The organism is Deltaproteobacteria bacterium (assembly GCA_018668695.1).
GTDB lineage: Bacteria > Myxococcota > XYA12-FULL-58-9 > XYA12-FULL-58-9 > JABJBS01 > JABJBS01.
In genome coordinates this window covers 1-12,015 of the sequence record JABJBS010000364.1, presented here as the reverse complement: position 1 = coordinate 12,015, position 12,015 = coordinate 1, and the positions used below count along the sequence as shown (strand labels likewise).

The following is a 12,015-nucleotide window of genomic DNA, read 5'->3' as shown; positions in this document are numbered from 1 at the left end:
TTTAAAAGGGACAGATAGCGCAAAGTCACTGTTTTGTCAGTTCATTTCGCTTCGCTCTGCATACGATTTAGCTACTCCAGGTAGCTTTCAGATCTCGGCGGTCGTTAATTGAGCGAATAAGGCATCGCCAAGGTAAATGCGGGGATTTCAGCCTCAAAAGGCTCACCACCCTCAACCTCCATCTCATAACTGCCTGACATGGTCCCAACTGGGGTCGTCAGAGGACAAGCGCTGGTGTAGGCAAACTTATCGCCAGGAGCAATCAGGGGCTGAGAGCCAATCACGCCGGCTCCTTGAACTTCCTGAACTTCACCGTGACCGTCAGTGATGACCCAGTGCCGGTTCATTAAACGAACAGGCACTTCGCCCTCATTTTCAATTTCAATCCGGTAGGCGAAAAAATAGTGATTCTTCAGCGCACTAGAACGCTCAGGCACATAAAATGCCTCTGCTTTCACCGTAATTGCTTGAGTTGTCGCTTGAACCTTTGTCATCGAAGCGTCCATAGCAGCTGGGCCGGTCAAAGCCAAAGCCATTCGTGCTGCCTTATGAGCAGCTTCAAAGATCGAAAGTGGGTCCCTAAGGGCCCAAGCGTACGCCGGCGGCAGGTTTGTTGGGGGAAGGGAGACCTGCCACCGACGCACATATTTCCCGATAAATCTGCCTTGGGGGGTACAATTTATCGGACTGAGCAGACTCACAATCCCCGAAGGGGGCATCAGCCTACTATTCGTAGTCTAGGTAAGCGGCACGAACAGCGGAATTTGTTGGGGGAAGGGAAGTTCCACTGCTCGCGCGCATACCCTCCGAAGGGCCACATTTACGACTAGGCCCGTCGGACTCAACAAGGCGCCCAAAGACACTCAGGCGGTGAGTGTCTTAACCTTGCGATTTAGCTCATTAACCTTACGGTTCATGCTCTTAAGTTTTTTGTCCATTGCATCGATGTCTGCTCGAGTCGCAATGTTTAAAGTCGACATAATTCGGGTCACAACTGCCTCGATTTGACGCTCCAGCTCTTCTCGGTAGTCGGTTAAAGTCGCTACGGTGTTGCTCGCTGTCAATTCGTCCCAAAGTTCATTGGACTTAATGCGGCCTAAGAGATCATCAAGAGTCTCTTTTACATCAGCTGGCTTGAGACCTTTTTCGTCTACCAAATCAGTCACAGTCGTGAGTAAACCCTGTCGCGCCTCAGAGAGATCACGGGCTCTAACCTGCAAAGAGCTCAAGAGCTCCTCCGCACGTTCACGTGCACCCTCAACCGTCGTTAATTTAGGGTTGCTCTTTGCCCGAGCAGCCTTGGTTGTTGTTTTTTTAGTTCTTTTCTTCGTAACTTTTTTTGCTTTTGTAGCGGTCATTTTTATTAACTCCATGAAAACGCTGGTTAAAATTTCTATAAACGCGCTGCTGAGCCGTTGGCCTGCGCCCCTCCAGCGTTTTGCCGCTGCGCGTCATAACCACAATTTAACACGGCGCGTTACTTTGTCAAGGTGCGTCATAAATTATTTACGTACAAATACCCGGATAGCCGCGTGACGGTTGATGTTGGTCTCTGGTTGAACTAATTTGCCCTAAATAAGCGACGCTGACCGTCCCAACCTCACTTAGGAGTAGCCAAATGGCCAACATCAAAGAAGATATCGTGCTCAAATTCATGACGACCACCGATGGCGATATTGAAGAGACCAATTTCTCAGAGGGCGATGAAGTCGAAGTACTCGAAGAATGGGAAAATCATTTTCTGATCAAGGATGATGAAGGCCATCACTACAATATCCCCAAGGACAAATTGGACCAGTAGCGCCCTCTTCGCTTCATTCCTTTCCTCTTCGATTTCCATGCTGTTGCCGGACTCAAAGTGCTGTGCTACCTACCGCGCATGACCGGTATTAAAACATCTGAATTACGTTCACACTTCCTCGATTTCTATGGTGAAAATGGGCACACAGTGGTTAAGTCCGCGCCGCTTATTCCCGCCAATGACCCGACGCTCATGTTCGTCAATGCCGGCATGGTTCAATTTAAGGATCTCTTCGTTGGGGCAGAAACACGCGACTACAAGCGCGCCACATCCGCACAAAAATGTATGCGTGTTAGCGGTAAACACAACGACTTAGAAGAAGTTGGTCGAACCGCGCGGCACCACACACTCTTTGAGATGCTTGGTAACTTCTCATTCGGTGACTACTTCAAGGAAGAAGCCATCACCCTCGCTTGGCAGTTTTTGACCAAAGAACTCAACATCGACGCCTCCAAACTCTGGGTTACTGTTTTCGGAGGGGGCGAAGGTCTAGAAGCCGATAATGAAGCTCGCGCTTTGTGGAAGAAAATCTCTGGCCTTCCAGAAGAACGTATTCTCGATATGGGAATGAAAGATAACTTCTGGGCCATGGGAGACACTGGACCTTGTGGCCCGTGTACCGAAATCCATTACGACACCGGCGATGGTTCTAACCCCACGCTAGAAGATTTTGAAAACGGTCGCATCGTTGAAATATGGAACAACGTTTTCATGCAATTCGAACGCAAGCCTGGCGGCGAGCTTATCAATCTGCCGAAGCCATCTGTCGATACCGGTATGGGTTTGGAGCGTCTCGCGACGCTCATGCAAAACGAAAACTCGAACTATCATAACGATACGTTCATGCCGCTTATCAACCTCACAAGCTCGTTGGTTGGCAAAGACTATACTCGCTCCGACAAAGAAGACGATGTCTCCATGCGCGTTATCGCCGACCATGCACGAGCAGCCGCCTTTTTGGTAGCCGACGGCATCCAGCCACTGAACGCGGGCCGAGGATATGTAATGCGTCGTATTATGCGACGTGCGATTCGCCACGGTCACCGACTTGGGTTCAAGGATCTATTCTTTCATAAAGTCTGCTCTGAAGTTGTTAATGAAATGGGCGGTGCATATCCCGAGCTCAAAGAAGCAGCATCCTTGATTGAGAAGGTCGCAGAACTTGAAGAAACGACATTTAGACGTACGTTAGATTCGGGACTAAAAATTCTCTCCAAAGAAATCACGGGTCTCAAGGGCAAGAAAATCCTTGCTGGTGAAACCGTCTTTAAACTCTACGACACCTACGGCTTCCCCAAAGACCTCACCGAACTGATTGCTTCGGAAAACGAGTTGGAAGTTGATCAGGCGGGCTTTGATGCAGCGATGAAAGCTCAGAAAGAACTCAGCCAAGGCAGTGCTATTGGAGACCAAGCTGTAGACACGGTTTACAAGGAACTCTCACAGAAGATTGGCGAAATTGAGTTTATTGGTTACGAGCATGAAGACGTTCCTGCCGAATCTCGTGAAGGTCAATGGCGGCTGCGTGAAGACGATGGTCAGAAATTCCTCGAAGTCTCTACGAAAATCAGCGCACTCCTCGTTGACGGAAACTCCGTTGAGCAAGCCGAAGCCGGCAAGGTTGAAGTGATCCTCAACCCGACACCCTTTTATGGTGAGTCCGGTGGCCAAGTAGGTGACCGCGGCGTTGTTGTTACCGAAGGCGGCGCATTGGTTGAAATCGATACGTGCCAGAAGCCAGTCGATAAGCTCACAGTTTGTCGTGGCCGAATCGTTAAAGGAAGTATTCAGGCAGGTGAATCGGTCTGGGCGGGTTATCAACCCACGCACCGTAAAGAAATTCGGGCGCATCACTCCGCCACGCACTTATTACATTCATCTTTGCGTGAAGTGCTCGGAGATCATGTGAATCAGGCTGGTTCATACGTTCAAGCACAGCGGCTACGTTTTGATTACTCGCACTTTGAATCACTCACTGACGAAAACATTCGTTCGATTGAAAACGATGCCAACAAGCGTGTTCTTGAAGGTGCGGAAGTTGTCACAGAAGTTCTTCCTTACGATGAAGCTCGTGAAAAAGGTGCCATCGCACTCTTTGGTGAAAAATATGGCGACGTTGTTCGCGTCGTAAGCATGGGAGAGTCTGTAGAATTCTGCGGCGGTACCCACGCTAAAAACACCAAGGATTTGGATTTAGTTTTGGTTGCTAGAGAAGAAGCCATCGCAAGTGGTGTTCGCCGTATCGAAGCCGAAGTAGGCCAAGCCGCTCGCAAGCGCACACAGCAAACTTACGCAAATCTTGAGTCCGCCGCGGCTATGCTCAACGGTACATTTCAAGGTGAACTCACCAAGGATGATGAGCCAGCGCTACTGGCTTTGAACAAAACACTCACCACCCACGCACAATCCAAAGCTCAGATTCAAGAACTTGGCGGGGAATCAGCGAGTGTCCAAAGTTCGACCCGCGCCCCCGTGTTGGAACAAGACTTTGGCTATCAAGCCGCACAAGCTGGCCGAGACTTATGGCAAGCTCTATTGGCAAGCGTGAATGGACGTGGATTCGATGAGGCTCATACCGCCACCATCGACAGCGGCAATATTCTTAAGACGCTCAAAGCTATTCAGGAAGCCAATAAGGCAAACGACAAAGAGCTCCAGAAACTGCGCCAAGCCCAAATGGGTGCTCAAGCCGGTGATATGCTCGACCAAGCCGAAGAACTTGGCGGCATCAAAGTTTTGGCTACCACGGTAGACGGCGTAAGCGGAAAAGGCCTTCGTGAACTTGCCGACCAGCTTCGCCCTAAAATGGGTTCAGGTATTCTTTGCCTCGGTGCTGAAGATAAGGGGCGAGCTAGCCTACTCATTTCAGTCACCAAAGACCTTACCAGCCGTTTTAAAGCGGGAGATTTGATGCGAGAATTGGCCCCTCTTATCGACGGTAAAGGCGGCGGCAAACCCGAACTTGCTCAAGGCGGCGGTGCCAACGCTCAAGGGTTTCCAGAGCTCTTCAATGCTCTAAAGACAAAACTCAACAGTTAAAATCTTCCTAGGCTCATCCTAGGACCTAAAATTCGGCAAGATCCGAGCGTTTACCCTTCAGATCATTGTATGATTGGGCCAATCGGAGTGCCCATGTCAGTGGTTCCCTATCGGCTCAATATTGAGCTCAACGTTGAACTGTACTACCCCGACCGGGGCTTTAGACTGATTTGCGTCTGCCGCAATCTGTCCGATACCGGAATGTACATTCACACCCGCGAACCCGCCGCCGAAGGCACTCGGCTTGAATACTGCTTAAAAGTTGAAAACGCAGAAAGGCCATTCTCAGGTGAAGCCGTTGTTCGCTGGGTAAAGCCTCTTGCAGTGATACCCGGTAACCGGGCAACCTTTGGCATGGGTATCGAGTTTTTAGCATTAAGCCCAGATGCACAAATCTGGATTCAAGAAGCCATTCAAAGCGACCAGATGGCACGTGGCATGGTGCCTCGCCAAGCTCTTCTTTTAGACGGTGCGCTGAATCTAGCGGCCGAGGAACAGTTTGCAGTAGATGCACTCTACGACTCCCTAAGCTTCACAAAAGTCGAGGAGACAGAACCGGAGCCAGAACCAGAACCGGAACCGGAACCGGAACCGGAACCAGAACCAGAACCAGAACCAGAGCCGGAACCAGAGCCGGAACCAGAGCCGGAACCAGAGCCGGAGCCGGAGCCAGAGCCGGAACCCGTAGAGCAAGAGGTCCCAATCGAGGCTGCCACCCTCATAGCTGATCTACGGTACTCGCACGCTGCTCTATTAAGCATCAGCCAAGAAGGCACCACCGAAAATATCTCGTTCACGCCCCGAATTAAACAAGACAGCAGCGGCGTTCATCCGGATCCACAAGGGACGCGATTGCCACTAAGCTTAGCGATGAGCCAAGAGCCCGAAGCCCTGATGCGCCGCTTACATGCGCTTGGGCAATTCAGTGAGCTGCTCAGCCTGGGAGATGACCCTCTCGCCCTTACCCGCGCATTCTTTGAGGAAGTTGCAGCACACCTCGCCCACCGGCCACCGGAACTTGGGATAGAGATTCTCTGCCCAATGGGGTATCTGGACCAGGCAAAAGCTGGACTTAAATCCGTCCTCACTGAGTCACGGCTTGAAAATCTCCGGTTTACGTCAGAGCTCGAATACTACCGCGCCGAACTGGATCACCCGGACCAGATAATGGTCCTTCACTTAGGCATTCTTGAGTCTCGCTTAGGTTGGGTTCGTGCCGACGGTTCCTCCCAGTCCCAAACTCTTGAACTTCTCGGAAGAGTTCAAATCATCGATGCCCTGATGCCGGCTATTGAAACTCTCCTTCGTGAAGAGCACTGCATCGATAGCAACGAAGACCCCATGCTCCTCGAGTTTATTCGCGAAGAGCTCGAGTCTCTTGATGGCGATTCTGACTTAAATGTAAAATCGGCAGATGTAGATCTTTGCTTAACGCAAAGCGAACTCTCAGAGGTTGCCATTATGCACACTGAAACACTCTTTGATCTTATCAAACCGTTTCTTTCTGAGTTAACCGACCCGTCTAGTTTGGACTTTTTAATCGTCGAAGAAACACCCGCGTGGCCTGGTCTGATACCCCGCGTCATAAATGAATTAGGATTGACGCCGCAATGCATCAAACTCAAATCACAACAAGAGTAGTTCCATGCTGGCTATTCACTCGACAGAAAAGTAGAAAGCCGCAACAATGCTTACGAGAGACCTCAATGTGGGTCTAAGGGAGTAGGATCAATGACGTCGAATACAGTACGCAGCACCGATAGAGTACAAGCTTTCTTAGCCGCAATTGATATTCATGAACCAACATTGCTTGAACAAAATGAAGACCTCTTTCGCATTTTCGCCAGGCATCTATCGCGGTCACTTGACGGTCGCTATCTCGACCGGCATCCACCCAAAGAGCTGATACCTGCAATCGAAGAGCTTTTAAGCACATCTCTATTTCGAGAACCCGACGAAATTAAAGTCTCACTTCAGGTCATCGATGATGGCAGCGACCGGCGCGGAACTCTGATCACATGCTTACCGGATCAACCGTTTATTGTCTCGGTGATCAAGCAAGCCTTACTTTTTCACTCGGTCCGCCAACTACGCTCTTTTAACACTGTCTGCAGAGTTCGCCGAGAAGCCACTGGACGTATGTCTGCTGTTGAAACCGAAGGCTCCCCTCCAGAGGCCATGATGTGGCTCGAAGTAGAATCGGAAAACCTCACTGCGCGCCGAGAAGAAATTGAGACCCAGATTAGTCAGCGCTTAAAATCGATCATTGTTTCGGTACAAGACTATTCTGAAATGCGAAGCGCCATGAGTGAATGCGCTCTCAATTTTGAATCACTTAGTAAAAAAGATTCAGAGAACCAAGAACTCCACTCAACCAACTCGGAGTTTATCCATTGGCTCCTAAACGAGCACTTTGTCATTTTGGGAACTAAGTTTTTTGATTCCAAAGATGGCGCTGCCGTGAATTTAGGAACAGCCAAGGCCCCAACCAACAATGGCATTGCCTTATCTGAAAATGAAGAGACAATCTTAGCCGGCGACAATCAAGTGCCTTATCTCTGGGTAAGAAAAAGTAAACTCGAGTCGTGGGTGTATCGCCCAGGTCATCTAGACCACATCTTTATTCAGTGCTTCGATAAAAACTTGAAGCCTACCGGTATTTTATTAGTCCAAGGTCTATTTAGCTTTCAGGCTTTGGTCGAGCCCCGCACTTCGATCCCGATGCTAAGCGAAATTAATCGGCAGCTACTCCAGGAGCTCAATGCTCAAGAAGGGACCCATCGCCATCGTTCAATTCGCAAAGCATTCAACTCGCTGCCGCTCGAATACCTCTTCGCTCTTTCACTCCAAGATATCCGAGCCCTCGTCGAACAGCTACTCGATGCGGATGCAGACGCAGGAGTTCAGGTTCATATCTCAACGGTCGAGGAACAAGATTTTGCGTTCGCTTTCATTGTATTGCCACGCTCATTCTTTAGCGATGACCTTCGCGCCGACATACGCAACCTACTGCGCAAAAGAATGGAAGGCCGCTCCGTAGACGACGGTGTCTATTCCGGCAATGAAGACACCGTTGCCGTGCACTACTTCATCACGGGTATCAAAAAGCTTTCAGAGGCAGACTCAGAAGCCCTGCGTGAAGAAATCTCGCAGATGGCACAGCCTTGGACCTCTCGCCTTAAAAATGAACTATTCACACGCATGAGTGAAGAAACCGCGCGGCCACTCTACTCAAGGTACCGTGATGCGTTTCCAAGCAGATACCGTGAGGAAACATCAATAAGCCGAGCTGTCACCGATATAGAGCTTCTCGAAGAACTTACCGACGAGAGTTGGTTCACATGCGAAATATTCCGAGAAAAGAGCGACAAGCACCGAGGGATTACTCGGCTTCGCTTGGTACACAGTAAGAGCATTATCCTCTCGGACATTTTACCTGTACTCGATAATTTAGGGCTGGTCATCATCGATCAATACCCCACCACCATCCATGTTTCAGGACGCCCTGAAGCCGTCATTTCAACCTACCGAATTCGCGGCACCAAGCAGATGCAAGTGGACTTAATGAGTCGCCGCAATAGACTCTCCTCCGCAATTCGCGCATCCATTCTCGGCGTCTTTGACAACGACACGTTCAACCGGCTTCTGCTTCGTGCAGACGTGCCGTGGAACTATGTTTCATTGCTTCAAGCCCTACACTCCTATGGTCGTCAACTTGGCTCACCTTACGGTCGTGAAACAGTTCGCGAAGCACTTGAAAGTAATTCCGATGTTGTTCGCTCACTTACTGAATACTTTCGAATCAAGTTCGACCCAAGCATAGAAGGCTTGGATACCAGTAACGTATGTGAAAAACGCACTCAGCTCATTGAGCGCGCCGAGAGAACTTTGCTTGCTCAGATTGCAAGAGTTGCAGATCTTAAGAGTGACAGCATTATCCGAACATTCTATAATTTAATCCAAGCCACCCTCCGGACAAACTTCTACAACCGTGACCCCTACCAAATACCTGAGGTCGTGTTGAAGTTTGACCCAAGTCAAATTGAGAGAATCCCGGAACCACGACCTTACCGCGAAATCTATGTACACCACCCCAAAGTAGCGGGTTTGCACCTACGTGGTGGCCCTGTGGCTCGAGGGGGAATTCGATGGTCGGACCGCCGGCTCGACTACCGAACAGAAGTACTCGGCTTGATGAACACCCAGAACCTGAAGAACGTTGTCATTGTTCCTCGTGGAGCAAAAGGTGCATTTATCATTCGCGAAACATTCGAAACGCAGGCTGAGCAGCGTGCGGCGGCAGATGCCGGTTACAAAATATTTATCAATGGCCTGCTCCAAGTAACCGATAACCTCATCGCAGATGAAATTGTCGCGCCGATAAACACACTGCGCTACGATCAAGACGATCACTATCTGGTTGTTGCCGCGGATAAAGGGACAGCCCACTTATCGGATACCGCCAATGGCATCGGGACTGAGAGTGACTTTTGGCTGGGAGATGCTTTCGCGTCTGGTGGCTCAAATGGCTACGACCACAAAATCGACGGCGTTACCGCCAAGGGCGCCTGGGAATGTGTGAAAAGACACTTTCGCGAAATGGGAATGCATCCAGAAAAGGACGCCATTAAAGTCATCGGCATTGGTGATATGACCGGGGATGTCTTTGGCAACGGTATGCTTCGTTCAAGTAGCATGCAGCTCGTCGCAGCCTTTGACCACCGTCACATATTTATCGATCCCAACCCTGACCCCGCGAAAAGCTACGCTGCAAGACAAGATCTCTTTGAGAAAACACGAACCAACTGGATGGATTACCCCAGTGAACTCATCAGTGAGGGTGGTGGTGTATGGCCGCGCGGCGCTAAGAGCATTACCTTGCCGCCCGAAGCGAAAAAGATACTCGGTATCGAGGACGACGAACTCAGTGGCCCTGCATTGATTCAGCGTCTTCTCTGTGCTCCCGTAGACCTGTTATGGAACGGCGGCATCGGTACCTATATCAAGTCGGATAAGGAATCCGATCTAGAGGCCAGCGATCCCAACAACGATTCGGTTCGCGTCAATGCAGGTCAGGTTCGCGTCAAAGTCATCGGCGAAGGTGGTAACCTGGGAATCACAGCTCAAGGCCGTTGCCAACTTGCCAGTCAAGGTGTTCGCCTGAACACGGATGCGGTTGATAACTCCGGTGGCGTTGACCTTTCCGACCACGAAGTAAACATCAAGATTCTGATGGGCATTCCACTTGAGCAAGGGGATATTACCCAGGAAGAACGAGACCGTTTACTCCACGAAGTTCGTCCCGGGGTAAACAAAACAGTTCTACACAACAACTGGGTCCAGAGTCGTATGATCAGCTTGGATCAACTCCGCTCACAGCGGGACCTTCCTCGCTTCCAGCGTGCAATCGAGCACTTAAGTGAAGAGCTTGGGTTTACTCGGCAAAGCATGCAGCTCCCAAGCAACGCTGACCTTGAGGTTCGGATTAAGCGCGGCGATGGTCTCTACCGTCCAGAGCTTGCGGTTCTTGCCTCCAATTCAAAACTCTTTATGAGAACTCGATTAGCAGACGCCTCCGAGTTTGATATCGAGCGGTTGGAGCACTACCTGCTTAGTTATTTTCCGGAGGAGCTTGTCTCTCGCTTCGAGGACGCCATTAAGCAGCACCCGCTTGCGCTCGATATTGCACAAGCCATGTTTACGAACCTGGTTCTTGGCGATGCTGGTTGTACCTTTATCACTGAGATGATGACACAGACCGGTCATTCCTGCCGAAGCATTATTGATTCCTATTTAAGAGCGGCAACACTACTCAAGAGCACTGACCTTAAGCAAGCTATCCAGGATGTTGAGTTCGAGCTTGAAAGCACCATCGAATATTTAATCCGCTTGCAAATCGAACAGGCGCTTGAGCGCTCAACGGGCTGGTTGTTACGCCGTCATGTGCAAGACGAAAAATTATTCAATACCACCTTTAACGCAGTCTTCGCTAATATGGGCAGTTTGATTCCTTCAGAAGATGAAGATACCCGCGCTGCAGCCGCAATCGATTTGATGGGCGTCGGTCTGCCCGAGCATGAAGCCAACGGACTGTCTAAGTTTGAACATCTTGATGAAATTTTAGACTTAAGCCAGCTCATTCTCTTAAGCGGTGAGCATGCCGACCGAGCCGCTGAAGTATTCTACCATGTGGGTAACTCTACCGGGCTCTTGAAGCTCGTGCGCAACTCGGAGCAAAGTTACAATACGTCTAAGCTTGAGAAGCCGGCCCGTACCGCACTTCGTGACCAGCTCAGAATGCATCACGTGAATTTGGCGAGCCAGATACTCAAGGGCAACAATGGGCACGGTGCTACCGGAGGCACCGAGCGTATTCTGGAAGCAATCCGCGACGACCTCATTGCGGTTACGCGCGGCCGACTTGATTTAAGTACTTTGGTCATAGCCGCCGACCGAGTTGGACGTTACACTCATTCATAAACGGCGATTGACAGATTTTAAGATGAACCATAGAGCGAACTAGATGCCACGGCCAAAAGATATAGATACTGCAGAAGGTAGAAGACGCCACGAAGAGAAATATCAGCGGATACTCTCGGCTTCGATGGAAGTCTTTGCCCGTAAAGGATTTGCTGAGTCCAAGATCAGTGAAATTGCTCAAGTTGCAGGCGTCGGTGATGGAACAATTTACCTTTACTTTAAAAATAAAGACGATCTCCTAATCTCTCTCTTTGAATCCAAACTTGAAGAAATCAATGCAGGGCTTCGTGATGCACTCGTTGGTATCAGTGAGCCAAAAGCTCAACTTAAGGCAATCATCGACTTTCACTTAGGCCTGGCCCTCAATAGCGTTGAGCTGGCAGCTTTGGTGACCATTGAGCTTCGCCGCAGTCAAAAATTTATGAAAGAGTATGCGAAAGAACAACTCGCCGAATACCTTGACCAATGGAATACCGTCCTCGAGGCTGGCCAAAAAAGTGGGGACTTTCGAGCAGATTTTTCTACCAACATTTTTAAATTTATTATGTTTGGTTCAATCGATCACGTTATCGGCCTGTGGGTATCCAACCCCAACCGCAGCCGCGATGACCTCTTGGAAGTAGGCCGTCAACTTACAGATTCTGTAATGCGAGCAGTTATCGCTTAACGCTAAAAGTCTGAAATTCACCGGTTGG

Annotated in this window: 7 protein-coding genes; 5 read left to right on the top strand and 2 right to left on the bottom strand. The window is 49.9% G+C overall.

Annotated features, from left to right (window positions below):
* Positions 1-104: 104 nt before the first annotated feature.
* Together apaG and HOK28_20985 are read right to left on the bottom strand one after the other, a co-directional pair.
* The gene (apaG, locus tag HOK28_20990; protein ID MBT6435584.1) at positions 105-494 is read right to left on the bottom strand and encodes a Co2+/Mg2+ efflux protein ApaG; all 390 of its coding nucleotides are present in this window, start codon (positions 492-494) and stop codon (positions 105-107) included.
* Positions 495-863: 369 nt separating this feature from the next.
* The gene (locus tag HOK28_20985; protein ID MBT6435583.1) at positions 864-1,358 is read right to left on the bottom strand and encodes a hypothetical protein; all 495 of its coding nucleotides are present in this window, start codon (positions 1,356-1,358) and stop codon (positions 864-866) included.
* Between the two features lie 260 nt (positions 1,359-1,618).
* Between HOK28_20985 and HOK28_20980 the strand changes: the two genes are divergently transcribed.
* From HOK28_20980 to HOK28_20960, 5 genes are all read left to right on the top strand, one after another.
* Entirely contained in the window at positions 1,619-1,801 is a 183-nt protein-coding gene (locus tag HOK28_20980) for a hypothetical protein (GenBank protein MBT6435582.1), read from the top strand.
* A gap of 78 nt (positions 1,802-1,879) precedes the next feature.
* Positions 1,880-4,840, top strand: coding sequence for an alanine--tRNA ligase (gene alaS / locus HOK28_20975; GenBank protein MBT6435581.1), 2,961 nt, complete (start codon positions 1,880-1,882; stop codon positions 4,838-4,840).
* Positions 4,841-4,933: 93 nt separating this feature from the next.
* Positions 4,934-6,481, top strand: coding sequence for a hypothetical protein (locus tag HOK28_20970; GenBank protein ID MBT6435580.1), 1,548 nt, complete (start codon positions 4,934-4,936; stop codon positions 6,479-6,481).
* Positions 6,482-6,571: 90 nt separating this feature from the next.
* A complete protein-coding gene (locus tag HOK28_20965; GenBank protein ID MBT6435579.1) occupies positions 6,572-11,320 on the top strand; it encodes a hypothetical protein in 4,749 nt (1,582 codons plus the stop codon).
* Between the two features lie 43 nt (positions 11,321-11,363).
* Positions 11,364-11,987, top strand: coding sequence for a TetR/AcrR family transcriptional regulator (locus HOK28_20960; GenBank protein ID MBT6435578.1), 624 nt, complete (start codon positions 11,364-11,366; stop codon positions 11,985-11,987).
* Positions 11,988-12,015: the final 28 nt, after the last annotated feature.